This is a genomic window from Paenibacillus algorifonticola (genome assembly GCF_000971975.1).
GTDB classification, from domain to species: Bacteria; Bacillota; Bacilli; order Paenibacillales; family Paenibacillaceae; genus Pristimantibacillus; species Pristimantibacillus algorifonticola.
Genome location: NZ_LAQO01000002.1, coordinates 100666 through 125047, shown reverse-complemented (window position 1 = coordinate 125047; position 24382 = coordinate 100666). Strand labels below are relative to the sequence as shown.

General features: G+C 50.0%; 33 protein-coding genes. All 33 read right to left on the bottom strand.

The features are described 5' to 3' along the window. Position 1: 1 nt before the first annotated feature. Positions 2–361, bottom strand: a complete 360-nt coding sequence (locus tag WH37_RS10245) for a DUF6711 family protein (protein WP_046230482.1) — start codon at positions 359–361, stop codon at positions 2–4. A gap of 12 nt (positions 362–373) precedes the next feature. Continuing rightward, positions 374–2941: a phage tail protein gene (locus tag WH37_RS10240; protein WP_046230481.1), complete on the bottom strand. Its 2568-nt coding sequence runs from the start codon at positions 2939–2941 to the stop codon at positions 374–376. Next, positions 2942–3250 (bottom strand): hypothetical protein, encoded by a 309-nt coding sequence (locus WH37_RS10235; RefSeq protein WP_231594181.1) that lies wholly within the window; start codon positions 3248–3250, stop codon positions 2942–2944. It lies immediately after the preceding gene. A 19-nt stretch (positions 3251–3269) separates the two neighbouring features. Beyond that, the gene (locus WH37_RS10230) at positions 3270–3596 is read right to left on the bottom strand and encodes a hypothetical protein (RefSeq protein ID WP_046230479.1); all 327 of its coding nucleotides are present in this window, start codon (positions 3594–3596) and stop codon (positions 3270–3272) included. Between the two features lie 28 nt (positions 3597–3624). Beyond that, complete coding sequence (locus WH37_RS10225) at positions 3625–4068, bottom strand: phage tail tube protein (protein ID WP_046230478.1); 444 nt, start codon at positions 4066–4068, stop codon at positions 3625–3627. A gap of 6 nt (positions 4069–4074) precedes the next feature. Beyond that, positions 4075–4464 carry a phage tail terminator protein gene (locus tag WH37_RS10220; protein ID WP_197091356.1) on the bottom strand — a complete coding sequence of 130 codons (390 nt, stop codon included), beginning with the start codon at positions 4462–4464 and terminating at the stop codon, positions 4075–4077. Then, positions 4461–4850 (bottom strand): hypothetical protein, encoded by a 390-nt coding sequence (locus tag WH37_RS10215; protein ID WP_046230477.1) that lies wholly within the window; start codon positions 4848–4850, stop codon positions 4461–4463. The genes WH37_RS10220 and WH37_RS10215 overlap by 4 nt, the downstream gene beginning before the upstream one ends. Beyond that, positions 4850–5176, bottom strand: a complete 327-nt coding sequence (locus WH37_RS10210) for a hypothetical protein (protein WP_046230476.1) — start codon at positions 5174–5176, stop codon at positions 4850–4852. The genes WH37_RS10215 and WH37_RS10210 overlap by 1 nt, the downstream gene beginning before the upstream one ends. After that, positions 5176–5541 (bottom strand): head-tail connector protein, encoded by a 366-nt coding sequence (locus WH37_RS10205; protein ID WP_046230475.1) that lies wholly within the window; start codon positions 5539–5541, stop codon positions 5176–5178. The genes WH37_RS10210 and WH37_RS10205 overlap by 1 nt, the downstream gene beginning before the upstream one ends. 4 nt (positions 5542–5545) lie before the next feature. Next, the gene (locus WH37_RS10200; RefSeq protein WP_046230474.1) at positions 5546–5833 is read right to left on the bottom strand and encodes a hypothetical protein; all 288 of its coding nucleotides are present in this window, start codon (positions 5831–5833) and stop codon (positions 5546–5548) included. A gap of 16 nt (positions 5834–5849) precedes the next feature. Continuing rightward, a complete protein-coding gene (locus WH37_RS10195; protein WP_046230473.1) occupies positions 5850–6725 on the bottom strand; it encodes a hypothetical protein in 876 nt (291 codons plus the stop codon). Between the two features lie 16 nt (positions 6726–6741). Then, on the bottom strand, positions 6742–7320 hold the full coding sequence (locus tag WH37_RS10190; RefSeq protein WP_046230472.1) for a phage scaffolding protein: 579 nt from the start codon (positions 7318–7320) through the stop codon (positions 6742–6744). A gap of 147 nt (positions 7321–7467) precedes the next feature. Then, positions 7468–8583, bottom strand: coding sequence for a phage minor capsid protein (locus WH37_RS10185; RefSeq protein ID WP_046230471.1), 1116 nt, complete (start codon positions 8581–8583; stop codon positions 7468–7470). Further along, positions 8580–10076 carry a capsid protein gene (locus WH37_RS10180; protein WP_231594180.1) on the bottom strand — a complete coding sequence of 499 codons (1497 nt, stop codon included), beginning with the start codon at positions 10074–10076 and terminating at the stop codon, positions 8580–8582. The genes WH37_RS10185 and WH37_RS10180 overlap by 4 nt, the downstream gene beginning before the upstream one ends. A gap of 221 nt (positions 10077–10297) precedes the next feature. Continuing rightward, entirely contained in the window at positions 10298–11629 is a 1332-nt protein-coding gene (locus WH37_RS10175) for a terminase (protein WP_046230469.1), read from the bottom strand. Further along, positions 11622–12329: a phage terminase small subunit gene (terS, locus tag WH37_RS10170; RefSeq protein WP_046230468.1), complete on the bottom strand. Its 708-nt coding sequence runs from the start codon at positions 12327–12329 to the stop codon at positions 11622–11624. Before terS ends, WH37_RS10175 begins: the two co-directional genes overlap by 8 nt. A 542-nt stretch (positions 12330–12871) precedes the next feature. Continuing rightward, a complete protein-coding gene (locus WH37_RS10160; protein WP_046230466.1) occupies positions 12872–13477 on the bottom strand; it encodes an ECF-type sigma factor in 606 nt (201 codons plus the stop codon). A gap of 15 nt (positions 13478–13492) precedes the next feature. Next, the gene (locus WH37_RS10155) at positions 13493–13672 is read right to left on the bottom strand and encodes a DUF7167 family protein (RefSeq protein WP_046230465.1); all 180 of its coding nucleotides are present in this window, start codon (positions 13670–13672) and stop codon (positions 13493–13495) included. Between the two features lie 22 nt (positions 13673–13694). Continuing rightward, on the bottom strand, positions 13695–14063 hold the full coding sequence (locus WH37_RS10150) for an RNA polymerase sigma factor sigma-70 region 4 domain-containing protein (protein ID WP_046230464.1): 369 nt from the start codon (positions 14061–14063) through the stop codon (positions 13695–13697). Positions 14064–14074: 11 nt separating this feature from the next. Beyond that, positions 14075–14260: a hypothetical protein gene (locus tag WH37_RS10145; protein ID WP_046230463.1), complete on the bottom strand. Its 186-nt coding sequence runs from the start codon at positions 14258–14260 to the stop codon at positions 14075–14077. 2 nt (positions 14261–14262) lie between these two features. Next, a complete protein-coding gene (locus tag WH37_RS33490) occupies positions 14263–14937 on the bottom strand; it encodes an FmdB family zinc ribbon protein (protein ID WP_052736915.1) in 675 nt (224 codons plus the stop codon). 2 nt (positions 14938–14939) lie between these two features. After that, the gene (locus WH37_RS10135; protein WP_046230462.1) at positions 14940–15182 is read right to left on the bottom strand and encodes a hypothetical protein; all 243 of its coding nucleotides are present in this window, start codon (positions 15180–15182) and stop codon (positions 14940–14942) included. A gap of 3 nt (positions 15183–15185) precedes the next feature. After that, a complete protein-coding gene (locus WH37_RS10130; RefSeq protein WP_046230461.1) occupies positions 15186–15581 on the bottom strand; it encodes a RusA family crossover junction endodeoxyribonuclease in 396 nt (131 codons plus the stop codon). Beyond that, on the bottom strand, positions 15571–15819 hold the full coding sequence (locus tag WH37_RS10125; protein ID WP_046230460.1) for a hypothetical protein: 249 nt from the start codon (positions 15817–15819) through the stop codon (positions 15571–15573). Before WH37_RS10125 ends, WH37_RS10130 begins: the two co-directional genes overlap by 11 nt. Positions 15820–16068: 249 nt before the next feature. Beyond that, complete coding sequence (locus WH37_RS10120; protein ID WP_046230459.1) at positions 16069–18333, bottom strand: AAA family ATPase; 2265 nt, start codon at positions 18331–18333, stop codon at positions 16069–16071. A 15-nt stretch (positions 18334–18348) separates the two neighbouring features. Next, a complete protein-coding gene (locus WH37_RS10115; RefSeq protein WP_046230458.1) occupies positions 18349–18645 on the bottom strand; it encodes a hypothetical protein in 297 nt (98 codons plus the stop codon). Further along, entirely contained in the window at positions 18623–18898 is a 276-nt protein-coding gene (locus tag WH37_RS10110) for a hypothetical protein (protein WP_046230457.1), read from the bottom strand. The genes WH37_RS10115 and WH37_RS10110 overlap by 23 nt, the downstream gene beginning before the upstream one ends. 38 nt (positions 18899–18936) lie before the next feature. Beyond that, positions 18937–19395, bottom strand: coding sequence for an ASCH domain-containing protein (locus WH37_RS10105; protein ID WP_046230456.1), 459 nt, complete (start codon positions 19393–19395; stop codon positions 18937–18939). 19 nt (positions 19396–19414) lie between these two features. Beyond that, on the bottom strand, positions 19415–19705 hold the full coding sequence (locus tag WH37_RS10100; protein WP_046230455.1) for a hypothetical protein: 291 nt from the start codon (positions 19703–19705) through the stop codon (positions 19415–19417). Between the two features lie 26 nt (positions 19706–19731). Beyond that, on the bottom strand, positions 19732–21312 hold the full coding sequence (locus WH37_RS10095; protein ID WP_046230454.1) for a DEAD/DEAH box helicase: 1581 nt from the start codon (positions 21310–21312) through the stop codon (positions 19732–19734). Between the two features lie 13 nt (positions 21313–21325). Continuing rightward, positions 21326–21931, bottom strand: a complete 606-nt coding sequence (locus tag WH37_RS10090) for a hypothetical protein (protein ID WP_046230453.1) — start codon at positions 21929–21931, stop codon at positions 21326–21328. 25 nt (positions 21932–21956) lie between these two features. Further along, positions 21957–23096 carry an ATP-binding protein gene (locus WH37_RS10085; protein WP_046230452.1) on the bottom strand — a complete coding sequence of 380 codons (1140 nt, stop codon included), beginning with the start codon at positions 23094–23096 and terminating at the stop codon, positions 21957–21959. After that, entirely contained in the window at positions 23096–24379 is a 1284-nt protein-coding gene (locus WH37_RS10080) for an AAA family ATPase (protein WP_177217870.1), read from the bottom strand. The genes WH37_RS10085 and WH37_RS10080 overlap by 1 nt, the downstream gene beginning before the upstream one ends. Positions 24380–24382 lie beyond the last annotated feature (3 nt).

Genomic DNA, 24382 nt, shown 5'->3' with positions numbered 1-24382 from the left:
ATTATCGCTCCGTCAGGGTGACTTTAAGACCTTGCCACCGTATGTCGTTGCCCTTGGCCACCGCAAAGGCAGCTTGTCTGTTGCCAACATAAAACGTTTTAGTCTGATATGCCCCCGCCATAGGGTCCGGATACGTAACGCTGAAAAATACGCCGCTCATAGCCTGCATCAGCGCCGATATCTCAGCCCATGTCAGCACGCCCCACTCCATATCAATCTGCCGCTTAACGGCTATCCTGTCTCGGTTGAGCGTGCCGTCAGCTGTCCTGGTCGTTGACTCTCCGTCGTCCAGGTCAAGCACTGTCGGGACAAAGGATGACGGGTAAGCCGCTATCGCCACGCCATTTATTTTAATTTCCACGCCTTACACCTCCTATACATCTATCAGCGACCGTCCAGCCTGCTGCGATGCCCGATTGATAGATTTAGCAGCCACCCGGCCAAACTCCGATTCGCCAATTTGCAGGACGGCCGTTTGATTCCCGCTATTTTTGAGCACCTGCAGTATTTGTCCAAGTATCTGCACGGATTGCTGATTACTGCTATCTATCATCCCCTGCAGCTTAGACAATGGGCTGATGACCTCTGGATCCGCAGCAGCTCCTTTGTTATCCCCGACCATTGCGAGCGTCGGGCCGTAAGCTAGACCGCCTTTTGCGAGTTTTGGGATTGTCGGGATGGATATGCCAAAATCTTTGACGCCTGTTGTTTTGCTTACCCAATCAGGCACGTCGATCTTAACGGTATTAAGCTGACGGATCATAAAGTTAACGGCATCAATAATAAGGTTTATCGCTCCCTTAAAAATGCCCACCAAGGCGTCGCACATACCCTTGCTAAAGTCTTGTATGCCGTTCCAGGCTTTTTTCCAATTGCCGGTAAAAACGCCGACGATGAAGTCTATCACGCCGCCAAGCGACTTGATTATGCCTCGTATTACATCAGATATTATCCCGACCGCCGTGCCTACAACGTCCCCGATGAATGCAAAGATATTTTTAAATGTAGGCCCCAACGTCTTAACCATATAGCTGACCACGGGCAAAATAAATTTGTTATAGATATCTAGTGCCCCATCTACAACCTTAGCAACAAAGTTAACAAGATCCTCCACCATATACTTAAGGTGCTTATCCCAAGCTGTTGATAGCATTTTCAACATTTCATCGACAAATGGTTTAAGGAATCCGTTCCAAAGTTCAGTCCACAGCTGCTTGACGCCATCCAGCGCCATTTTGATCTTATCAACGATCTTGGAACCCCATTGATCCCACGCTTTGTAGATGATATCCATAATATCCATGATGATCTTGGATACAATTTTCATCGCTGGGTCAACGGCGCCCCTCCATATATCGTCGAATATCTGCTTCGCAAGATCAAATAGATGCTTAAAAATATCAATTGCTCCGCTGACAAACTCTGTATATCTCGGCAGGCCCTCCGTGACAAATTTGTTGATGAGTGGATACACCGTATCCCAAATGGTCTGGAATACATTTAGCACGCTGTCCATCAATCCGCCCACCACATGCCCCATAACCTCAATATTCTGTTGCCATAAAGGGATGACGTCGTTAACAAACCAGTTTTTAAGCGGGTCGCCCAGCGCAACAATATCGGTAAACACTCCCGCAAATATCTGCTTAATCCGCTCGAGCTGTGGCGCAATGGACGCCCATGCCGTTTGAAGGGATGGACCAAAGATAGCTGCCAGTGTAGCGCCCACGCCTTTAAACGTGGTCATCAACCCGCCAAACATACCCTTAACCTGGTCAACAAATGCCTGTACCTTATCTTTGATCGGATCCACGTCAATGTCGGGCTCCAGCGTCATAGCACCCATATCAAATCCTGTACCTGCGCCTAAGCCTGCCGCAATTCCGCCCGCAGCTCCTGCAGCGTCGTCTAATGCTCCAGCTGCGCCCTGCGATATGATGTTGAGTTGGTCGAACCCACCTAGCGAGCCCTTAATGGCCTTGCCCGCTTTTTTGACTGCCTTGCCTGTATCGGTAGCTGCTGTGCCAACATCCCCAACGCCTGATGCTGCTGTCTCCGTAGCCGTCGTTACAGCGCCCATGCCGCCTGCTGTTGCGTCCCCAAAAATCAATTCGGTGAATGCTTTAAAATAGGCAGCCGCTATCTGAAGCTTGGCTATGAGCCAGTTTAAGCCTTTAACGACCGGGGTCAAAATGTTAATAAAGCCCGCGCCCATAGTCCCCTGAAAGATTTTCCATTGCTCGGTCAATACACGTATCTGGTTAGCCCAGCTGTCGCCATTACGTGCAAAGTCGCCTTGCGCATCCCCTGTGACGCTTAACAGGTAGTTGTAGCGCAACAGCACTTGCTCCGCCTGTGACATGGCCGTCCAGCTTTTTGTAATGCCCTGAGCAAGCGCATATGCCTCCATGTTCGCGACGTTCATGTTTACACCCAATGCCATCAATGGCTCGGTTTCGCCAGCGATTCCCGATCTGATCTTGTCAAAAGCCTCATCAGTCTCAAGGTTGTAAAAACTCGCCATATCCGCAGCCAGCTTTGTCATATCGACCGACAGATCACGTACAACGTCACCTGTCAATCCGGATGACTTAAGCATAGCCCCCATGACTGACGTATACTTTTTTGCCGACAGCTCCGACAGACCAAATGACTCCAGCGCACTATCCGCAAAAGCGTTTACGTCTGCTGCCATTGCCCCAAACGTAACGTCCACAACGTTCTGGACCTCTTGCAAGTCGGATGCTAGATTAATAGCTTCCCGCGCAAAATCTGTGATGCCCTGGACAGCAAAGGCGGCACCAATAATCAGCCCAAGCTGCTTAAAGGCACCGCCTACTAGGTTTGTCGCCGTGCCCGCTATCCCGTTGAGCTGGCGATTAAATTGTGCAAAATTAAGGCCTAAATCCAGTATGACACTACCCGCACTGCCTGCTGCCATCTAACCGCCACCTCCTCCGAATAGTCGGGCCATCGTAAGCTCAAAGTTCTGCATTTCCATATCCAGCTTTACCGGATCATCCAGCTTGCGAGTTGCCCCCCGCTTACGCCACTCACTGTGTATTCGTCGTTGATCCGGTCCAAAAGCTCTGATAGCCTTCGGATCCTTCTCGGCGCGAATGGCCACGACTGCGCCTAGCGGTGTCTCAGGCATAATCCCTGCAACATAATTACAAAACTCGTCCCATGGCATATCGGGATGCTGCCGGATCCTGATACCGTACTGAGTCGCTAAGCTGGCCTCAATCAACGACCAGTCATCCTCAAGGTCATACCACGTCTCCTGATTGCTTGATTGCCCGTTGAAATCGGGCAAGAGCCTCGTCGTAGGACACACCCAACACAGCAGCCATCACCCCAGTCGTTAAAACTTGGATGTTGTCTAGCGAGAAATTTCCAACGCCAAGCTCTTCATATGCTTCTTTGCCCAGAACGGTTTCAAGACCTTCAAGCATTCCGGATGGCCCTGCTTGACCTGCAGCCTGAAACGCCGTAACCTCACGAATACCGTTATTGACGATGTATCTTTTACCATCGATCACAATGGCCGGCTTTTCCGTACTAAATTTCCCTGACAAATCAACTGTTTTAGACATGCTTAAAATCCTCCTCGTTTATGTTGTATTATGCCGCTGGCGTAAATGTCGGCTTGCCGTCGCTCAGCAGCTCAAATTCCAAACCATCAATATTCGTACTGTCGCCACCGGCTGGAGCTGTAAGGCTAATGACGCAATCCATGACAAGCTTCGCGCCGCTCGGCATCGTCCACTCAAATTTTGTTTCTACCTCTTGGCCTGTTCCGATCATCAAGCCCGCAATGTAGTCATTACCTGGATCGCCATAGTTTCGCTTGCCCGAAAAGCTAATGGTCATCCCCTTGCCCGTTACAGCCCGACGCGTCCAGCCTGCTTGGTCCATAGGGGACCACTCCTCAGTATTTGCGTCGATGCTGATTGTAAATGTCTCCAAGTCCTTGACGGTAAGCATTTCAGCCGCTGTTGATGCGCGGCCAGCAGTCCCGATTTTGAAAATGTTATTATGGACGGGAAAAACGCCTGTTTCTGCCATTTAACCTCACCTCTCGTAATAAATAATTGTCTCGATTACGTACTCGTAAATGCCGTCGTCGTCCGTGCCTACATTGACCGGCTCGGGCACCCGCATATCAAACGAGATTACACGACGCCCGCCAATCTCTGCGACCTGACCAAATAGCGCAGCGTAGACCTCATGGGCCTTGCGCTCCGCTATGTTTGCATTTTTTCCCCAATGCACCAAGATAGACACGCCTTTGACTGCGTAGCTCGTTTGCTCCAGCCCGCCTAATGCAATAACTGGCGAGCCCGCGTTAAGGTTGTACACACCAATACATTGGGGCTGCTTGCCATCCAGCTTGCCAATGTACCACGCTGGCGACTCTACTTGTGTCTTAAGCCAATCTCTTACCTCGCCTGTTGTCATCATCGTATAAAGCCCCCTGCAAGCTTCTGCCAGAGTTTCGAAAATACTTTCTTGATAATATTGTCCTTTTTGCCTGTCGCCCACGCTTCAAGCCATAGGCCCTGTGCGTCTCTATTTTTATCACGCCGGAAATTGTACTCCGGGTGATAGTAGAGCCGCCTGGCATACGGCGTATCGTAGACAATGGATACCTTGCCTCGCTTGCTCTGCGCCTCGTCGATATGGGCGCTCCGCTCAAGCTCGCCTGTTTGCTTAGGGGTGACCTCAGCTGCCATAATCTCGCCCAGGATACTATTTCTAGATCCAGCGATTGTTTGCTGCAGCGCCTCAACAGCTCCGCCACTAATCTCACTCAGCGCCCTACGATTCATTTTCGTTTTAACCTTCATTACATCAGCTCCAGCTCCGTAGAAAATATGGTGCCGTCTGGATTATGTGGTCGCGCAGCCCGAAATATAGACCGCTGCGCCCCTCCAACGACGACATAACCCTCGATTAGCTTATCCGGGTTAATATCGCCTTGGATGATTACTTTGCCCGATAACGTCACCAAACGCCGCTCCTTGTCCATGGTCTGCCGCATCTTTTCGTCATGGCAAGCAAGCCCATCAAAGATTAATTCCTCGACAGGCTCACCGTCCTCTGACAATTCAGTTTGATAGACTTTAATCGGGGTGACTAATATCCACGTTGGAAACGGCAATTTACCACGCATCAGCATAGCCCCCTGTTTGTAAGGCCAGTAGCACGCAGCAGATTAACAACGCTCTCCGTGGTCTGAACACCGCCCGCTCCCTCTACTGTTTTAAACGACAAAGAGACGCTACCCGCGCTGTAACCAGCTATCGGCATCGTCAGAAAGTCACCGTACTGATAGCTAAAGTCCGCCTGCTGGCATACTGCCTTAATGACACTTGTCTGCTGGTAAGTGCTCAGCCCGACCAGACCGCGCCCCACGATGCGATTATACGTAAGGCTGTCCACCTGATCGGATGCAAGCTGCAGCTCCTTGTCTAGCGCCTCCGTGGGTATGCTGCCATTACCGTATTGCTCATAATCTGCTGCTGTCGCATAGGCCATACGATCACCCGCCTGTAGCTTCTTTCAGCTTCTTGTTGGCCTCGGCCAGTTTTTCCTTGAGCGCCTTATTTTCTGCTTGCAGCTTTTCGTCAGGATCGGCTGCCTCCAGCTCTGCAATGCGGTCCAGCGCCTTTTTATGCTCAGCATAGGTCACCGTTTTGGATGGCGACACCTCAATCGTCACGAGCTCGCCGTTTTCTTCCTTGGCAATGTCGTAGCCGAGTTTCAGGTAGCCAGTTGCATCAGCCTCATCAATTTTAAGCTGCTTATTACCCTTTACTGCGTATAGCATAGATTTCTCCTCCTTCTTATGCTTGGACGTTAATTTGAATGCCTTTCAACTTGCGCTCGATGGCAAACAGATCGGTGTATTTACGGTTCTGGTACAGATAACCGTCACCGCCCGTGTGTGAGCCCGGTTCCCAAAGGTAGATTGCGCTGTGCTTGACCGGAGCTAGCACCGCAGATGGATGCACCAAAATCATGTTAATCTGTTTGGCTCCTACACCAGGCACCGCACCGTTAGTAAAGTCGAATGCCGATTTCATTCGATCCGAGGGAACCATTTTCAGTTTTACGTCGTCTAGACTTCGTACAGCGCGGTTAACCACCCCATTATTATTGGTAACTTCGATAGTACGCTGCACTTTTTCAGCTTGCTTCAAAAGCTTGTGCATGGTAGGTGTAGCATAGAGAATGCGACCACTCTGTGGTACGCTGGCTTCGTCCATCTCCTCCATCAGATCGTCAAATATGTTCAGCACATTAGCAATGGTCGGCACAGTAGTATCCAGCGCCCCACCGAGGTCAACGACCTCAGAATATAATTTCGAATATCGATACTTATCAAGCTCTGGAATAGCCTGCTCGTCTTCAAAGACGTTGGTCACGTTAGCCGCCGAAAGAATTTGGTTCGTCTCATCAACATCCATTGTGTCGACGAAAAATTCAACATCGCGATCATGCTGAAGGACCTTCAACTCGAAGTCGTTAGCAATCGATTGACGGTTCCAACCGCCGTTACGGCTATGGTCTTTGTAACCAGCGACATCAAGCCGCGGAATCTTGACCGTCTTTGTACCGACAAATTGGGCATTAGCCGTTGTCAACTCGGATGATGTTAATTCCTGCGCGTACTTTTGTTGCAGTACAGTCAAAAAACTTTCAACGTAATTGTATGGCATATCTTAATCACTCCTATTATTGTGTTTTAACACCGAAAATTGCGGCTAGTTGGTCGTTGCCCGCTGGCGCTCCGCCCCCATTGCCTCCACCACCAACCCTGAAACCACCCTGACCGCCTCCGCCTTTGTCCTCAGTCTTAAACAAAAACGCCTTGGACTCTTGCAGCCCTTTAAGCTGATCGTCCAGACCGACAATCTTGTCGCCGTCCAAAACGAGCTTTTCACGGTCAAACAGGCCTGCTACCAGCGCGTCGTCATGGACTTTGCCAGCCAGTGCCGTTTTAATGGCATTGGTCACTGTCAGCTCCTTAAGGTCTGCAGCATACTTATCTGCCGCTGCTTGGTTAGCTGCTGTCAGAGTATCGATCTGCTTTTTCATTTCCTCGCTGGCTCCAGCCGTTTTGCCAAGCTCTGCAATCTGAGTATCGCGGTCAGTAACGTCTTTCTCAGCTTTTTTCTTGGCCTCAGACATTTCGTTATATTGCGTTTTCGGCACAAAATGCTTCGGTAGCTCCTTATTAACGTCACTAATTAACGCGTCAATCTTCGCTACATCGAAACCCGCCGCTTTCAAAAGCTCTTTCATCCAATCCATTTATCATCAGCCTCCATAGATTTTTATAGCTGCTCTCCAGCTAAGGGAGCAGGCCGCTATGCTCCGGCCTTGAGCAGTCGCCTAGTTTAAGGCCATACGACAGGGCAACAAAAAAGCACCCTCGCCTATGCGTGAGTGCCTACGACCTTAATTTTCCCGCGCTCGATCACGTCGCAGATGATCGTTATTAGCTATGTGCTGGCGTATTTCCGCCTGCCATTGCTTGACCTTGGCTGCTGCAGCATCTTTGTTGGCCGGATCCACCGCACCAGCCTCGCGCCGTTTGTACTTGCGTATCTGGCGCTCCATATAGCGTTGCCGCTGCTCCGCTTGGTAATTTGCAGTCGCCACCTCATCGTCAACAGGAGCTGGTAGCTTGCTTACGCCAGGTATATAGGTCGCCATGTTGTGACGGCAATTCGGGTGAAATAAGCCGCCTGCCATCGCCTTACTGAGCAACGGATAATCACCGTCCTTGGCTGAGCCACCGCTGTACACGTCATCAATAAATACCTTACCCTGGTACGGCAGGCATAGCTTAGAGCAGTTGTTATGAGCCGATATCACGACAGTGCGTATGCCCAGCTCATTGCGCTTGGCCCCTTCGCCCGAAAACACCGCTCGCTGTGATGCTGTCCTAAGCGCCATCTCCGCATAGCTGGCAACGTTGATTCGGCGCCCATTGGAGTAAGTGACATAATCAAATCCCTTGTCCAAAAAGTCCCGTGTCGCCATGTCGATAGCCTGGCCAAGCGATGCTGCCCCGCTGTTAAGGTAAACCTGCGATTTAAAGATCGTCTGCCGATATACGTCATCGGCTTGCCGCAGCATGGAGTGCTGGGCCGCTCGCAACTCACCCTTGGACGCATCCGTCAATGCATCAACGCGACGCTTGTTGAGTTTAAAAAAGTTCTCGTCGTCATCTTCCTGCATTTTCGGCCTGGGCAGATCCTCACGGCGGCCAAACCCGAATTTGTTCCAGAGTTTGCCCGCAGCGTCAGCTACCTTCTTTGCTCCGTTACGGAAAGCACTCCGAATGCTGCCTGTTACCTGTTTTTCAACCTCTGGCGCGCGCTGCTCGACAATCTTTTTGTTCTGCTTGCGGAATTGCTTAAGGTTTTGCAGCTTACGTGCTTGCCATTGCTCCCACTCAAAGCCAAGTTCCTCTTCCTCGGCCTCGTGTCTGGCAAGATTGCGCTGCATGCTCTTAATCAGATCAAGCTCCATGTCGGCAAAGATTTTACGGACGTCGTATTTGCTCATTCGTCATCAGCTTCTGGATTGTCGTCCTCGTCTTCTTCGCCAGGCGGCTTGTCTCGGTTAATAGCTGGCTCCTTTACATCAAGCAGCCCCTGCTCATCTTTCAGGCGCTTGACCTCTTCCGCCTTTTCTTCATCCGTCCAGCTATCCCCATAAAGCTCCTCGACAGATCTCTCTATGCTCATGACGCCAAACGTCCGGGCCTTGCCAACCGTCTCCACCACACTGTCAAACGATGGGCTCGCATACTCCCCGAATTTGACGCTGGCCTCATATTCACCTGCATCTCGGTTTCGCATCGTGTCATATACCTTAAGCACGGTATCAACTAGGCGTGGGACGACTTGGTTAAGCGTCTCAATCAACTTACCCCGTGTGTACAACGTGGCCTTTTCCTTTTCTCTCTGAGCCTCAGCGTTATCGGTCTTTTTAAGATCGATGCCCAAGGTCGCTGGACTCATGATGCCCTGCAAGCACATATCCAGAGCGCTACTGTATGACTCGACAAACGCCTCATAAAGTATGGCCGGCTGGACCGTGGTAATCTGTCCCTTGGCATCCTCCGCTAGCGCCGTTCCAAGCTTTATAAACTGGTTGTCAAACGGGTTGGGCTTTAACAACTCACCCGTCTCCGTAGACCGCGGAATCATGTCCTCTGGAATGTACTTTTGGACGCGGCCAGCCCGGATTGCGTCCACCCATTGGCTTATGACCTCATCCAGCGCGTCAAACTCATCGTTTTTACTGTCGTATAGCGACTTGCCCCGGCCTGTCCACTTACTGGACTTGTAAAACTGCATCGGTACGGCCATGATCCACTTGCCCTCATAGGTGACCTCCGGCTGCAGGTGCGCCGTCTCCGGCACTGTGGCCAGCGGTACCTCCTTGCCATCAGCCGATAGCAGCTTTGACCGCACATAACCCTGCCCGAATGTCTCCTCTAGGCGGTAATCCTTGTCACGGTGCCTGTAATCGGTGTAAAACAGTACCTCTTTGAGCCGTCCACGCTGGCGGTTATAGCTGACCTGCTCACCGCTGTAAAACTCGATGATTGGGTATTCGCTCACGTCCGGATCCACGGTAATCTTAAACGCCCCGTCACCGGCCACCAGCGTATCGGTAATACTCTCACCCAGCAGCTTGTCAAAGCCGTTATCCTCAGCAATGGCCTGCCAGTTATCCGATACCTCGACAGGCTGCAGCTCGATGCCGTCCATATCAGCGATAACAATGTCGCTCAGCGTACCCGCTATCATGGCAGGTAGCCCGCTGTGGATCTTGCGTATTCGTAGATTTTGCGATGCGCTGGCCGCCCAGAAGCGAGCACCGCTCACGTTGTCGCTAGCCGTCTGCATCGCAAATTGCTCTAGTTCGGACGGATCGCCACGGTACCAGAGCCGGTTACGTAGGACGTTGGTGCCGTAGCTCAATGGCTCCGTTATCGTGATGATACGGTTTTCAGGAGCTGGCTGTATTTTCAGCATCTTCATGACCATGTTCTTTAACCACCCCATCCCTGCACCTCGCCTTCATTCCTAACCACTCTGTCCAGCACCTTTTACAATCATCAGCATTTGGCCTTGGATACGGGCACGTTTTCCATTTACCTCTACGCCGTCCACCAAAAGCATTAGGGCATATATCCTTGTAAGCGAGTATTTCGCCCAACTCTTCTGCTGTCATACCCCTGATCCTATCAAGATTGGTTTTCACAAGCCTACACCTCCAATCTGCGTTTAAACGGCTGCACGGCGTATTCTGAGCTGTCCAAGCAGTCAACCGGATAGCTGCCGTCGTCCGTCCGCACCCATTCGCCCGCCACGCGCTCCTTCTCATCCCATGTTGCATTCTCCAGAGCGTCACGCCACTGCTTAAGATGCGCCATGACTTTATAGCGGCCTTGGTTGATAAGGATGTTAGTTAGCCGTATGCGGTCTACGATGCCATCTTTTTTGTAAGATGGCACAACAGGTATGTGGATACCCCTGCGTCGTAGCTCATTTGCAAGCGCCTGTCTAAACAGCTTGTCAGCTGACTCTGCAAAGATGTGCGCACACGACAAAAAGGCCGGATACGTTTCCGACCACTCGACAACTTTGTTTACGATCTCTTGCGCATATCTGTCATGTGTATAGCCAGGCTCTTTGCCCTGGTCCTTACCTTGGCGATGGTAATATCCATCTATCAGCACAACGTCCTTATACTTGGCCGTCATGCCTGTCAGTGTCGCCACCGTTGCGTCGGTACCACCTATATCAATGCCAATGCTAAACTCAATAAATCGGTAATCCTTAATATCATCCCGCGATACGACATTAGCCGCCTTGCTGAATCCAGTATAGATGCGCCCTGTCGCTGCCGTCCGCTCGCCCAGGATATCAGCCTTATACCATAGGCTGTCTTTGTCATACGTAATCAGCGCAGCCTGCAGGCGGTCATCTGGGATGCTCAGGTTACCCACCATCGTAAAATGACCGTAATTGTAACCGGGATTGTCTCCACTCTCAAGCAGTTGGTCCTGGTAATCTAGCACATCACGATAAAACCAGTGTGCTGGCGGCTTAGGGTTGAGGTCAAAAAACAACTGCCGGAAGCTAGATGCCAGTGTCCGGTCAAATACCTCCTGCACAAATGACTGATGGCACTCGTTAACCTCGGTGCCGTATACCGTGCCGTATGAGTTACCCTTGATCCGGGCCGCGTCGTTCTTCTTACCGCCACCAGCGATAATAATGATCTTCTCGCCTGTCTTCGTCTGGATGTACAACGCATCGCGGTTCTTATATTCACCTTCACGGCATCTGCCAGCAAATAGCCATTGCAGCCCGAAGCCGTTGGAGTCAATAACGTTCATCTTGGCCGCGCCCAGGCTTACACCGAATACCAAATGCAGCTTATCTGGATGCACCTCAAGGCACATTGCGTAAGCTATCAGGTTGATAATGTTTTTGCCTGCCCGCTTGCCACCCTCAGCCACATTTAGCCAGCAATCCTTTGAGCGTCGTATATACTCAGCCTGCTTGGCTGTCAGCGGTGCGTACTCAATCATCAGGCAGCACCCTTTCAGGAGCCGGGTTGTTGATTAGATCAGCCAGCGCTGTAATTTGGGCGTTCGGATCCACACCGTCTTTGTTCGGCACCTTGGACTTAAGCACGTCGATTCGCGCCTGCTGCTCCTCTGTAGCCAGCTCCGTGCGTAACAGCTCATCATACTGCCGGATGAGGCTTTGCAGCGATGTCATGGCTCGGCTTTGCGCCTGCAGGAAGCTTGCCTGCTTATCCCAGGCCTGCTGGATCTCGTATTCGGTACCTGTATCCATGTTTTTCTTAATTTCCTTCGTTATATCTTCCCTATCCTTAACGTACATGATCTGCTGGGCCCGAATAATGGCCGTGTACTGGATCATGATGTTATCCCAAACGATATCAAGCGGCGAGCGCTGCTGCAGCTGCTCCATGATCTCAAGCGACTCTGCCGGCAGATACTTAGCAAATAGGCCATGGGTTACAGCATTGCTGTTATGAGGCGGTGCTGCCCCACCTTTATTGCCAACAGCGTTCTTGTTGCCTGGTGGTGCGCCCGGCTTTTTTGTGTGCACACCTTTTTGAGAGGGTGCACCTTTCACGCGCTCCCAGCCATACCGCTGCTTCCACGACTTCACGGTGTTGAGGCTTACGCTGTACTTGTCTGCAATGTCCTTGTATTTCATGCCGCGTTTGTAATCAGCCTCTGCTTTTATGTGCTGCATCTACACGATCACCACCACCGTCGTTGAGTTTGTTTTGTATATAGAAAAAAAGCCACCAAAATTAGGCGGCCTTGTCATTTTCCTTCCAAGGGGTATATTCGGATCCAATTCCAGCCGTCTCCGTACTCCCCGTTTTTAAATCGCATACCGCCGCAAGTGTGGTACACATTTTTGCTTTTGTGTACCTGCGTGACTTTTAACGGCACAGCCTCGCCCTGCTGATAATAACAGACCGTGTCTCCTGGCTTTATACTAGATAGCCACATTGCGTATTGCCGCTCATTCATCAGCCTCTCTCCTAATCTAGTACGTTTTCTACTAGTTTAGTCCGATTGGCCTCGAAATATACCAAAAATACCGCCTCCGAAGAAGCGGTAAGGAAAAAGGTTATGAATATCATGTTAAGCACCGGTGATAATGTGACACTTTGCCGCTGGCTTGCTGTGGACCAGCGGCTTAAGTCTACTCATTTCGTTTGACAATATCATATTACTACGGGTTTACAGGATAAAAAAGATACCTATGCGGACAATAGCAGGACATTAAACGGACAACTTTAAGTATTCTTGCAATGCCCTGTCTCTCCATCGTCTGAACGTGCGCTCTGTTACGCATAACTTTATCGCCGCTCGCGATACCGTGGTGCCCTCAATGTATTGCAATCGGATCAGACGCTCATATTCCGGTTTATAGCGTTGAAGTGCCTCCAGCACCGTATCGATTCGCTTGATCTCGTCTTGAATATCTTGAAGCTCACTAAGTCTTTCCAAAACCGCATCCAGGTCGTCGCGAACACCATACCCTCTCGCATCAATGACTTTTTTTATTTTATTGCGTAACTCCTGCAGGATTTTATCGTCCTCCGCGTCAGCTCCATATTCCGGTATAGCCTTCAACTGGCTTTTAATTCCTGCTGGGTATTGTTTTAGGTATGCATGCGCTGTTGTTTCTAACCGCTGTTCTCGCGCTGACAAGTACATATAGCTTGGCAATCCGCGTAAGCGCCGATGCAAATCCTGTAGTTGATCGTCCCCATTTAAACGGCTAAGTGTGATGCCTGATCCGATGCTGTAGTTACTCAGCACCTGCATTCTAGCCTGTAGTTGTTTATAATCCTTAAGCTGCTCCACTGCTTTTTGCATGTTCATACAGCCTTGCCCCCCCTATTCTTCAATCTCCCAGCTTGTATCAACATATTGGACGGCATCTTCCCAAACTGCTTCACCGATATACGACTCACGCTCATCATCGCTAAGACCTTCCAACTCTTCCTCGGCAATTTCAATTGTCCCGCTCTGTATCGCACCAGGATATCCATTGCTCATTGTCCATTTCACTTTCACCCTGTCCGCCTCCTATATTTGCTTAAGTCACTTCACGCAAAGGCGCCGAAGTAACCGTAAATTGCCCGTAACCGCGCTCCTGTAGATACTCATCGCTATGGCAGATCGGACATACCGTAGCGGAATGGTCCGCATCCTCGTAATCCTCGACCGCAAAATCTAGCGCACAATCTTGACACTCGTATAGGTGCATCATGAGCGGCGGCTCTGCTGATTTACCAGGGTAATTGATTCGCAGCGGCCATTCATGTGGCTTGCGCTGCCGTTCATGATAAATCATCGTTCGGATGCTGCCATACGTGCTGCCTAGCTTCTTCGCAATCTCAGCAAGCGGCAGGCCCTCCAAAAATAATTTGCGCAGCTCCTCTTTATTCACAATTTCAGTTTTCATGATGCTTCCCCCTAGTCGCCTATTTCCGGCAGCGGATGCGGATCCCAAGCCAGAAAGTCCTGATCGGACGATTCGGCCTCAAGCTGCTGCCGGCGAATTATTTCCGCCTCTGCCGCTGCTTTATCAGCCAGCGGCGCCTCCTCATCGCAATAACGGATGTTAACTAACTGCTCAAGCGTTGCGTTATGCATATCCATGATTACAGCAGTCTGCCTGAAACGAAAAAGTTTCCAAAGCCGTCGCGTTCAGGAATGCCATCTTGCTCCACGCCAGTTGCCGATAAGACGGAATAAGCTGATTTGCAATTGTGGCATGTGACCTCTGTATCGTCCAATTTAATATAGTGATTCCCTTTATTCCCGCAGGATTTGCAGCGGTAATAGCATCTGTAATGCGGGATGCCCTCTTTGAATTTGATTCCTGTTTCCCAATGAACAGGCCTCGCCTCTCCCGTATTAATCACGGCCTGTATCTTTTCTTCTAGCGATACCATGGGCGTTCTGGCGGATCCGATTAGCGGGAGTGTACGCGGGCGCTCCTTCGCAGGAATCTCCACTTTCGCCACAGGTACAGGCGGAAATTCTGGAACAGGATATGCTTTCTTCGTCAGTTCCTCTTTAGCCTGTTCAATTTCTTTCACTTGCTTCGCTTTCAGATCCGGGCGTTCAGGCCCAAATATAAAATCTAAATCCGTTTTGGTAATGGTAAGCTCAGGAGCAATCACTTCCGTAGCAGGCGCCGGCACACTCGCCAGATTCACTCCGAAAACGCTGAATGCCCCGTTAATTACCGCCGTAACATGTCCCGATTCTGTTTGCTCTAGCTCAAGATCAACCGACTTTACCCCATCTACAATGCTCAATTTCAATGTCATATTTAATTCGCTCCCTTATTTTTTCTTTGTTCAAAAACTTCTTCCATCCATTCCACCAACATGACCATTTGCTTGACGACCAGCCGGTTATCGTTATATTTCCGGCATATGAATCCGCTTGAATCAGCAATCCATATCCAAAATTCTGAACTATCTGGGCCAGCCCGCATAACTGCCATGTTGACATCGGCAATCCAAGCAACGATATCGTCGTAAAAGGCCTTATAGTCTAATTTGCGATCCATAGGCTATAACTGTTCCAGCCGAATATAGATACCCGGCCGTGATGCCCAAAATTTCTCGACGATCAAACTAGCAATCTGAGAATCATTTTTGAAATAGCCCAGATCCTCCATGCAATCCTCAAGCAGCTTCTGCATATTTGAGTTATCCGGCTTCGTATCCTTGTACTCGCCATCTGTATGCTTGCCAGCAAGCGGGAAGCACCATTTCACCATCAGGCGCACAGCGCCCCTATATGGCTTGTCTGGCTTATGAGGCCCAAGGTGCGCCATCAGCTTAACTCTTGCTACTTTCAATTCGGGAGGCTCGAAAAAGACAGGCTTACCGTCTATAACCGCGACCTGCTTTTGCTGGTGTGTAATCGTCGGGGGTTTCATCGCCATGAAGAACTCAGTCGTCATCGCCTTGTTCCTCGACCATATCTTCCCATTCGTTCAGCAATGCTCGCAAATAATCAGCAGCCTGATTATCGGCGAACAACTCTTTCCGATCGATAACAAATTTGACGATATAGTTCCCGTTTAATTTTATTCCGAATTGAAGCTTCCCAGCCTTGTCGTAACAACGCATGAAATTATTTCCAAACTCTATTGTTTCTGGCGTTTCAACTTCCCAATATTTTTTTCCCACTTTTATCATCCTCTTTTCTTTTTTTCTTGCGCAACCGCTAAGGCTGTGGGAGGAAGGGGGCGCCGCGGAATCAGTAGCGGCGACCTTCTCTCTCCCTACCGGTTACCTTAGTAGATTAGTCATTAAGTTTATACATACAATCGCGTGTATATATAAGGGCATTCATTTTCAACGACAATGACCATTGTTTTATGGTGTTCGCCGCTCGGAATTGATCACGTTTTTGATGATTGTAGCCGTGCGGTCATGACCATAAAATTAATGATCATTGCCGTCGTTCTTCACAATGACATTTCCATTGTTCTTATCGATCATGTATCCAAATTTTGTAACCCAGCCTCTAATTGTCCGATCCGGTATCTCTTTTCCAGTGGTTGAAAACCACTCTTGGAGATCCTTGACCGTTGGCGGCTCACCCATGTTGCAATTAACCACGGCGTCCTCAAATTCCTCGGCTTTGCTTCGCCGCTCCTCTTTAGCCTTGGCTTTCCGTTTATCCGTAGCCTTTTTCCAAGGCGGCTGCTGCGGTCCGTCACCTTCCGGATTGATGTCCTTGAGGCTGCCTACGTCATCGACACGGTGCACAGGATACTGAAACCACATGTTAACCGGCGCGAATTTGGCGTACTCCCGCAGCGTTCCTTCCACGCGCCATGCAGACCTTGCTTGTACTGCCTTAGTCGCCAGTTGAACCTCCGCTTGAGCTGCAGCCTGTGCATCATTGTATAGGGCACGTTTAGCATGTTCCTCCATTGCTCTGGCGCTCAGCTCGTCATCCTGGGACACAGATTGCTGCAGGTATTGCGGGTTGTACTGAGCAAAGAAGCGTTTGTACACCTGACAAATGGCTTTGTTCTCCTCTTGCTTTAATAAATCTTCCGTTAAATCAAGCTCTACTAAATCGATAAGTGCGTCAGGATCGCGGGCAAATACGCCGCTGCCGCTGGCCCGGTCCATCGATTTTTTGCCGCCCTGTGAACCCTTGCTATGATGATGGCAATAGATAACGCTGGCACCCAGCTCCGTGGCTATCTTATCGAATTGGTTCGTGAAGTGAGCCATCTGATCGGCGCTGTTTTCATCGCCTGTAAGGACCTTATAAATCGGATCGATAATGACCGCAATATATTGTTTCTTGGCCGCTCGCCTAATTAGCTTCGGCGCAAGCTTGTCCATCGGTACCGACTTGCCCCGCAGGTTCCAGATATCTATTTTGTCAATGTTCATAGGAGGAACACCAAGCGCTATATACACATTCTTAAATCGATCCAAAGCGCTTGCGCTATCTAATTCCAAGTTAACGTAGAGCACCCGCCCCTGTGTGCATTGCCATCCTAACCACTTAACCCCTTCTGCTATGGCAATGCTTAACTGAATCTGCAAGAACGACTTGCCAGCCTTTGACGGTCCGGCCATCAACATTTTGTGACCCTGTCGCAATACACCTTCAATCAATGGCGGTGCCAATTTCGGCATGTTGTCCCAGTAATTCGCTAGACTCTCCGGATCCGGTAAATCATCGTTAACGCCCTCAATCCACTCATGCCACTCGGCCCATGTTGCTCGGCCAATATTCGTATCCACGATAAATTGCTTCTTGCCATTCCGCTCGACGCCTGGCAGCCGTGACAGCCTGGACGGATTACGATTTTGATTGTCGATGTGCAGCCCGTTCCGCTTGCACACGTTGTACAGGTAATCAACGCGTTTTCGATATTCATCGTAATTGGCAGCCTCCACCCGCACGATAGCATGCAGGCTCTTGCCGCCGCTGTATACCATGACAGCGATTGGTAATTCCAGTTCGCGCATAATGGCATTCTGTTTTTCAATTTCCATCGTGTCGCTTTCCACAAGCGCATACCTAAACTCCGTTACGTTGTCGTTTTTGACGCCTTGGCCGTCGAGCGGGTTGAAGCGGATCCACGCGCCCGCCTCTGGATTGTAATCGCCCAGGACCGCTCCAATGTCGCCCTCACATAAATGCAACAATTCAATTAGCTCGCCTGCCGTCCGATCCGATGCGCCTTTAGTAGGCAAATACTTGCCGTCTTCATTTTGCCAGGTATCCGTGACGTAGCCGACGTTTTCGGAAGCCTCGAACAACGTCTGCAGGTAAGTGGTGAGCTGCTGGACCGGATTCCATGTTGCCGGCTCGTGGATCTCCTTGCCTTCTATCCAGTTTTTGTCTACGACGACATAATCGCCTCCGGCAATCTCGTCATCCCAGCCCAGCTCCCGGTCTTCACGATCAAATGACCGCGGCATCCAACCATTGTCTTTCGCCATTTGCGTAATGGTCGCGCCAGTTACTGGTGTGCCGGATCCCTCGAAGCTCGTCCACTTTTTAAAACATTCGCCCGGGTTGTAACGCCCACCGTCCTGCCGACTCCACGAATCCCAATCACTGGCTGTATAGCCCTCGTATTTGAGGGCCATGCCTACGTTGACCCATTCCTGGTAAGATAGGAACGCCGGATCAACGTAGGCCAGCAGCGCAATGAGGTCTATTTTATGTTCCATAGGTTTTTCCTTTCGTTACTTTAATTTATTTATTAGATGATCCTGCACCCTTGCCTTTGGTAGCCGCAGCACAGCAAATGCGCCGAAGTCAGTCAGAGCACTTTCGCCAATAATGGCGCCCTCTTCAATCCAGACTTCCAATTTTATGCGGTGATAACCTTTGTTCTTGCCCTTTTTAGCAGGCGCATGAATGGACACGTTTCCCGTAAAAGGCGCAATCACCAACAAGCTATCCTCATTTTTCTGTGCAATATGTCCAGCAAGATTCGAAACCATATCTTTATCAACATCAAACAGCACTGTTTTGCTCAAATTTAGCCAACTCCTTTAATGACTCTTCGATATCATCCCAACTGCCGAATGACATATCATCCATCAGGCTTGCGATTTCTTCCAAATCCCTGTCTTCTGGATGACGTTCTTCAAACTGATGATTGAACGCCTTTTCCTCTGCCGTTCGGCTGCAGCCATCCCACGACCCCATTGTGACGGTATATACCTCGCCGCGAAACGTAATTTCCTTTTTGATTCGACCATTTTCATAAGTAACAATGAATTTTGCCATCGTTCTATCACCCCTCCAAGTTGCTCAATTTTGACAGATTACCAATTCCATAATCCTTGTTGGCCCTTAGCCCGGAATGGCTTCACTAGCCGCTTAACATCAGATAATTCCCAAGCGTATCGTCCATGCTCATAATTTCCAAAATGGTATTCTTTGTTTCCTTCAATGCATCCGGCCCATAGACTTTGACGACCATTAGTAGCAGTAAATTGAACCGGCTTTGTAACTGCCTTCCAATTCAATCTTTCAATCTGCCAGCATTCCTCAAGCTGACACGTGGCCACAATGGCTCCTGTAGGCAGGTTGTCTGCTGTGTAACCGTACTTGGCCAACGCGGACTTGATCGGCTCCGTTTCACAGGCTTCACGATCAACCTTTTTGCCAGCATGAATGGCCAACTCGCCGCGATGTTTTGTGGACCAGCTGCGCGTTTCAAATTTCTTTTCGCCAAGCGCTATCAATGTCGCCCATGGCTGTATGATCGTAATGGCTTTCATCTTGTCCGCCTCCCAGATTTCAATTTTCACCGATACTCATATCTAAATCGTGCTTCTCATTCACTGTGACAATGTAACCTTTTAATTCAGCAAGAGAATCGTCCCATTCTTTTTGCGATTGAGGAAAGTTAAACTTGATTTTCGTTCCATGCTTATAAGGCCTGGACCATTTCACGGGCACCTGTATATCTTTCAGCATCTGCAGCCATATGTGTGCTTTGGCTACATCCCGCATTTTTTCGTCCGATAACGATGTCAGCTTGTCATACAAGATCGTTCCGCCCACGACTTTAATTTTATGATTGTTCATTTAAACGCTCCTCTCCGCCTCGGCCACTACTCCCCGTGATATTCTTTAGGATCGATTCCGTCCGGAACTTTCCAGCCATTGGCCGCTACCCGGTCAATCATTTTTTTAGCCGTTTCAAATTGCCATGTTCCGACGTGTTCAAAGCCACGGCCTTCAAGAAAGCGGATCTGCTTAGGCGTCGTCAAACCTTCTTCCCGGCGCTTGTCCAGGCGTTCAAGCAGCTTTGTTGCCTTGCCGGCATTGTCTACCTGATCCGGCAATATTCCAAGTTTCTCCAACGTCTGAATTTGCTTATCACTCGGCGGACCCATTTCCCATCCGAATGCTGGTACATAGCTAGCCAAATCCTCCGCCTGGATGCTCATTTCGAATTGCAGCGGATCCACCAGCTTAGCCTTCCGACGTTTCATTTCATTCAGCATCTTGGCCAGAGCTTCCTCACGCTGGGCAACTACATCCTCGGCAGCCTGCTTCTCAACGTCTTCCAGATCAAGCGGAATGCCCGCTTCCTCGATCTGCTTTGTCATGGCTTGGGCTACTTCTTCATTTTCTGCGATTAAATGGGCCGGATGACAAAGTTCATGCTTATCCGTATGCCAAAGGAAGTCTAATAGAAGAAGCTCCGTCTTGCCGGGGAATAGTCGGGTACCACGCCCCACCATCTGGCTGTATAAGCTGCGTACCTTCGTAGGCCGCAAGACAACGACACAATCGACGCTTGGACAATCCCAGCCCTCTGTCAGCAGCATGCTGTTGCAAAGCACGTTATATTTATCGCTATCAAAGTCTGCTAATATCTGCGAACGGTCCTGTGAATCTCCGTTTACCTCGGCAGCCTTAAATCCAATGGCATTTAATATAGAAGTAAATTTTTGGCTAGTTTTAACCAGCGGTAGGAATACAACGATTTTACGGTCCTTGGCCACCTTCCACATTTCGGCGGCGATGGAATCCAAATAAGGATCCAGAGCTGTGCCCAGCTCGCTAGCTTTAAAGTCTCCGGCCTGTTGGCCAACTGCTGATAGATTGATCTGCAGCGGAATTGTCATTGCCTTGATGGGGCTAAGGTAGCCTGATTTTATCGCCTTCGGTAGCGAATATTCGAAAGCCAAGCTTTCAAAGTAACTGCCCAGATTACGCATGTCTCCCCGATCCGGCGTGGCCGTAACGCCCAGGACGTTAGCCCCCTCAAAATACTGCAACACGCGCTGGTAACCATCGGATATACAATGATGCGCCTCGTCGATGATAATTGTGTCAAAATGATCTGCAGCAAATTGCCTCAACCGCTTATCTCTCATTAGTGTCTGGACGCTGCCGACTACAACCCTGAACCAGCTCCCTACTGATGTCTGATCCGCTTTCTCCCTCGCCGTTTTCAAGCCAGTTGATTTCTCAAGCTTGTCTGATGCCTGGTCCAGCAGCTCGCCCCGGTGGGCAAGGACGAGCACACGCTCGCCCAATACTACCCGGTCCTCTATTACCTTTGAAAATACGATAGTCTTGCCGCATCCAGTAGGAAGGACCAGCAACGTTCTCCTGATCCCCTTATCCCATTCCGCATGTATAGACTCGCGGGCCTGTTGCTGATAATCTCTTAGCTTCATGAGTCGATACCTCCTAGAATTGGCCCGGCGCCCATCCGCCTTGTTGTGGCGGCTGTGGTTGACCTGTCTGGCCTGGGAACGGCGCTGGATTATATTGCGGTGGTTGCTGTTGATATGGCTGCTGCTGAGGTGGCTGATACGACTGTTGTGGTGCCTGTTGCTGATATCCTTGCGGCTGCCCTGCCGGAAACGCATCTTCATAGGCAAAAAAGGTTTTTACTTGATTAGCAGCCCGATCCTCACCTTTGCTCTTATATTCCCGGACTTCAATTTTCGCTTTTCCCTTCGAACCAATGACCGCGTTCCAGTTCATCCGCAACGTCTCGCCCTTACGCTTCTGACCAATAGCAGAGAAGAAATTGGAAAGCAACCCCTCTGTCTTGGTATGCAGATACAAGTTGTGAAATACAGTCACGTCTCCATGCTCTTGGGAATGGACAGTCAATTCCAATTTGGCTTGATTGCAGGCTGGCATTTTTTCACTACCACTAAACCGCCCACGCTCAAATTTAGCAACAGTGAAAAAATAGTCCCCCACAGGAAGCAGCACGAAGCCGCCCCCACCGTCTTTTTCAATGGTGTCGTCCCAACCCAGTTCACGTTCATTATTTATAGTCATGTATTAATCCTCCTAATGTTTGTTATCAAAATGGTTGCAGCTCTCTGGTTGCTTGGATCATTTCGAACACTTGCGGCCATGCACCGACCAAAACGCCATCAATAAAATTAGGATCATAGTTAACAATCGGCGTGTTCATCGGGTAATAGCCTTTGTTGCTTACGACAATCTGAATTTCCGGCTCAGACACTTGATACTGCACCATCAAATCGTACAACTGACGTGGAATAGCTGGATCAGGCTGCGTACCTGCAGGCTGAGCATTCTGAGCAGGTGCCGGTTGTTGCTGACTTGTCGGTGGAGCAGGCGGCGCTGCAGGTGGTTCTACTGGCGGTGACACGGCGGGAGCTTGTGTTTGTGGAATTGTTTCTCCCCCTGTCATATGTCCAAATGCTTGTTGTGCAGGCTGTGATGGAGGATTGCCGCCAACCGCTGCCCCCTTCTCGAAAATATGGGCGATATGGGCATAGTCCAGCGGGAAGTCATCAGGCAGGCCATGGCGGTTCTTGGCGTCCCACGCCGGATGATGCGTAGCGTAGACCGTCCGCGTGCCGCCCTGGCCTTTATGCTTCTTGCCCTTTTCGTCTGTAGCCACACTGAACGTCTTGTAATTAATGAAGAGAACCATGTCGGCCCACTCTTTGACAAGTGGAGCTGTTCGGGATCCTGTTTTCGGGCCAAGCTTAAGCTGATACCGATCATAGGCACCCATTTCATCAGGCTGCTCAAACTTCACGATCTGAGCATGAGCATTCAGGACAACATGAATACCGGATTCAATAACATCGCTAAGCAGATTCAGAAAGCGTCCAAATTCCTCGGCCACGAAGATATAGCCCTTACCGTATCCAAAATCCTCGACGCCCTTTTTCTGATGAGCTGAGCAAACCCCTTCTACGCAAAGCATTTCTGCCCAGTCAATCGTGTCTAGCACAAGCGTTCCGAACCTGCTGCCCTGCTGCTTAACCCATACGACCTGCTGCTTAAGCATTTCCCAGCTCGACGGCTTCGGCAGCCGATCAACTTCCATTTCTGTTGTGCTGCCCTCTGTATCAATAAAGATAGGACGTGGAAACCGCCCTGCCAGAGAGGATTTACCAATTCCCTCCGGACCGTAAATAACAACCTTCTTGGCCTTTTCTACTTTGCCACTGATGACTTGCATCAGAACTCACCTGCTTTCCAAGTTTTCTTTTCTTCCGGCAGCTCCTGCCCCGCAACATAGCCGTCTTCAATAATGATGCTGCATTCGTCGCCGGTGCTGACACGCGTTGCAATTGCCTGCAGCCCTTCTTGCTCAAGCCAGCTGCCAAACTCTTGCAGCGTCTGTAAATCCATTTGTTCGAGCTTGTCCAGCAGGATAAAGCCGCATTCAGGCTTAAGCTTCCGCACAATGGCCGTGGATACCTTGAGTTGATCGGAACCGCTCATGTTCCCCCATTTCTGCCCTTTGTAGATTAACTCCCCCCCTTCAACGGACAGACCTTCCAGCGGTAGCGCTGCGTTATTCAGCAGCTCCGCTTTCTGCTCGCGGATCCGGTTAATGTCTACCGTTAAAGCATCGTATTGAACACGGTAGTCGCCTGCATCCGCCTCTGCCTTGTCCTTATCTAGATTCGCTCTCACCTTGCGATTGATAGTGTCAATCTGCTGAATGTTGGCTTCCAGTTCCGCCGTCGATTCGTCTTGAAGGTCAAGCGTGTCCTTCTGCGCAATCTCTAAATCTTTTGAAAGCTGTTCATATTTCAAATTGGCCTCATACAAAAGGGCATTTAACCTGCTTACCTCTTGCCCCTGGCTGGCATATGCAGCCTGAATCTGTGTCAGCTGCTGCCGCTTGCGCTGGTTATCTCCGTTACGCGCCATAATACCTTGCTGCTGACTAATCAGCTCCGACGCGGATATAGGCTCCTTTGGTGCGTCCGTATAATACGGCTGCTCCTTGGCAAACTTGGCCTTCTGGTCGGCTATCTGCCCGATTGTGTGCCGTTTGTTATAGACTTCCTGTTCTTGTGCTTCCAGCGCCTGCAGCTTGTCACCGACTCCGATAATCCGCAGCAGGATGTTGGCCTTTTCCTTATTGGAAGCATTCATAAACTTGGGCAAATCAATGGCCAGCTCTTCAACTAAACTGTCGAGCAGCTGCTGGCCACCCTTCTGGCCGTTCGGATCAATAACCTTGAGGTCGCTGTTCTTCCCCTTCCGCTCAACGATTAGGCCGTTGCTGAGTACGATGTGGAGATAAGGCGGTACTGCCGATCCATCGCGCTCCGCTTGAGTCGGACGGTATTTGTTGCCACCAAGCCCCCAAGCAATAGCATCGAGCACACTGGTTTTCCCTTGATTGTTGCGTCCGCCTACGACAGTCAGGCCGGAAGCTGTCGGCTCAATTTTGACCGCCTTTACCCGCTTGATATTTTCGACTTCCAATTTATTAATTTTGATCATGAT

Bases quoted from the DNA above. Each gene is read 5' to 3' on its own strand.
- WH37_RS10240 (WP_046230481.1), bottom strand. From the start codon at position 2,941: ATGGCAGCAGGCAGTGCGGGTAGTGTCATACTGGATTTAGGCCTTAAT.
- WH37_RS10230 (WP_046230479.1), bottom strand. From the start codon at position 3,596: ATGTCTAAAACAGTTGATTTGTCAGGGAAATTTAGTACGGAAAAGCCG.
- WH37_RS10225 (WP_046230478.1), bottom strand. From the start codon at position 4,068: ATGGCAGAAACAGGCGTTTTTCCCGTCCATAATAACATTTTCAAAATC.
- WH37_RS10220 (WP_197091356.1), bottom strand. From the start codon at position 4,464: ATGATGACAACAGGCGAGGTAAGAGATTGGCTTAAGACACAAGTAGAG.
- WH37_RS10215 (WP_046230477.1), bottom strand. From the start codon at position 4,850: ATGAAGGTTAAAACGAAAATGAATCGTAGGGCGCTGAGTGAGATTAGT.
- WH37_RS10210 (WP_046230476.1), bottom strand. From the start codon at position 5,176: ATGCGTGGTAAATTGCCGTTTCCAACGTGGATATTAGTCACCCCGATT.
- WH37_RS10205 (WP_046230475.1), bottom strand. From the start codon at position 5,541: ATGGCCTATGCGACAGCAGCAGATTATGAGCAATACGGTAATGGCAGC.
- WH37_RS10200 (WP_046230474.1), bottom strand. From the start codon at position 5,833: ATGCTATACGCAGTAAAGGGTAATAAGCAGCTTAAAATTGATGAGGCT.
- WH37_RS10195 (WP_046230473.1), bottom strand. From the start codon at position 6,725: ATGCCATACAATTACGTTGAAAGTTTTTTGACTGTACTGCAACAAAAG.
- WH37_RS10190 (WP_046230472.1), bottom strand. From the start codon at position 7,320: ATGGATTGGATGAAAGAGCTTTTGAAAGCGGCGGGTTTCGATGTAGCG.
- WH37_RS10185 (WP_046230471.1), bottom strand. From the start codon at position 8,583: ATGAGCAAATACGACGTCCGTAAAATCTTTGCCGACATGGAGCTTGAT.
- WH37_RS10180 (WP_231594180.1), bottom strand. From the start codon at position 10,076: ATGGTCATGAAGATGCTGAAAATACAGCCAGCTCCTGAAAACCGTATC.
- WH37_RS10175 (WP_046230469.1), bottom strand. From the start codon at position 11,629: ATGATTGAGTACGCACCGCTGACAGCCAAGCAGGCTGAGTATATACGA.
- terS (WP_046230468.1), bottom strand. From the start codon at position 12,329: ATGCAGCACATAAAAGCAGAGGCTGATTACAAACGCGGCATGAAATAC.
- WH37_RS10160 (WP_046230466.1), bottom strand. From the start codon at position 13,477: ATGAACATGCAAAAAGCAGTGGAGCAGCTTAAGGATTATAAACAACTA.
- WH37_RS10150 (WP_046230464.1), bottom strand. From the start codon at position 14,063: ATGAAAACTGAAATTGTGAATAAAGAGGAGCTGCGCAAATTATTTTTG.
- WH37_RS10145 (WP_046230463.1), bottom strand. From the start codon at position 14,260: ATGGATATGCATAACGCAACGCTTGAGCAGTTAGTTAACATCCGTTAT.
- WH37_RS33490 (WP_052736915.1), bottom strand. From the start codon at position 14,937: ATGACATTGAAATTGAGCATTGTAGATGGGGTAAAGTCGGTTGATCTT.
- WH37_RS10135 (WP_046230462.1), bottom strand. From the start codon at position 15,182: ATGGATCGCAAATTAGACTATAAGGCCTTTTACGACGATATCGTTGCT.
- WH37_RS10130 (WP_046230461.1), bottom strand. From the start codon at position 15,581: ATGACGACTGAGTTCTTCATGGCGATGAAACCCCCGACGATTACACAC.
- WH37_RS10125 (WP_046230460.1), bottom strand. From the start codon at position 15,819: ATGATAAAAGTGGGAAAAAAATATTGGGAAGTTGAAACGCCAGAAACA.
- WH37_RS10120 (WP_046230459.1), bottom strand. From the start codon at position 18,333: ATGGAACATAAAATAGACCTCATTGCGCTGCTGGCCTACGTTGATCCG.
- WH37_RS10110 (WP_046230457.1), bottom strand. From the start codon at position 18,898: ATGGCAAAATTCATTGTTACTTATGAAAATGGTCGAATCAAAAAGGAA.
- WH37_RS10105 (WP_046230456.1), bottom strand. From the start codon at position 19,395: ATGAAAGCCATTACGATCATACAGCCATGGGCGACATTGATAGCGCTT.
- WH37_RS10100 (WP_046230455.1), bottom strand. From the start codon at position 19,705: ATGAACAATCATAAAATTAAAGTCGTGGGCGGAACGATCTTGTATGAC.
- WH37_RS10095 (WP_046230454.1), bottom strand. From the start codon at position 21,312: ATGAAGCTAAGAGATTATCAGCAACAGGCCCGCGAGTCTATACATGCG.
- WH37_RS10090 (WP_046230453.1), bottom strand. From the start codon at position 21,931: ATGACTATAAATAATGAACGTGAACTGGGTTGGGACGACACCATTGAA.
- WH37_RS10085 (WP_046230452.1), bottom strand. From the start codon at position 23,096: ATGCAAGTCATCAGTGGCAAAGTAGAAAAGGCCAAGAAGGTTGTTATT.
- WH37_RS10080 (WP_177217870.1), bottom strand. From the start codon at position 24,379: ATGATCAAAATTAATAAATTGGAAGTCGAAAATATCAAGCGGGTAAAG.